At 42.9% G+C, this 627-nt stretch carries 1 protein-coding gene; it reads right to left on the bottom strand.

Going from position 1 to position 627, the window contains the following annotated elements; genetic code table 11:
- Positions 1-107: 107 nt before the first annotated feature.
- Positions 108-627 (bottom strand): cysteine hydrolase family protein (locus tag Q0852_RS23690; RefSeq protein ID WP_299022910.1); only part of this gene is annotated, 520 nt, incomplete at its 5' end.

The raw sequence follows: 627 nt of genomic DNA on the forward strand, positions 1-627 counted from the left end.
CTTATAACGCCGGGCATAAGGTGCGCCAACGCTGAATTTACCAAACCAAATACACTCCGAACCAAAACTGCCGAGTGTAACGCGTCACCTTGATGCCTTTGTTAGCCCTAGAACTCAACGTCAGAGGCTAAGATCGATGTGATCGGAACACCAAAGCTTGAGATATTAGGAAGGGTTGCGTTGTGATGCGTCCGGATTTGTTCTCCTGTCGCATGTTCCTTGTCATGAGTGGTATGAGCATCAGCTATTAACTGAACAGAATAACCAAGTCCTGCTGCTCGTCTGATTGTCGTATCAACACAAAATTCTGAGGCATAACCACAAACTAATAAATTCGTAACGCCACTGTCTGACAAAACATCTTGAAGGTTTGTTCGTAAGAAAGAATCTGGGGTTGTTTTACGAATGAACGTATCGGTCTTTAGCACATTCAGGTCTGACTGTAACTGCCACCCTTCACTGCCAAATTCTATTTCAGTACCAGGTTGTTCATGCTGAACGAAAACAACAGGCACATTTGAATTTCTTGCTTTGTCTGTCAGCTGATTAATATTGTGAACAACTTCATCAGCAGCAAAAGGCTGAGAGTCTCCTTCAAATAAGACTCGTTGAACATCAATAACTACT

Origin of the sequence: uncultured Photobacterium sp. (assembly GCF_947502415.1) — a bacterium.
Lineage (GTDB): Bacteria > Pseudomonadota > Gammaproteobacteria > Enterobacterales > Vibrionaceae > Photobacterium.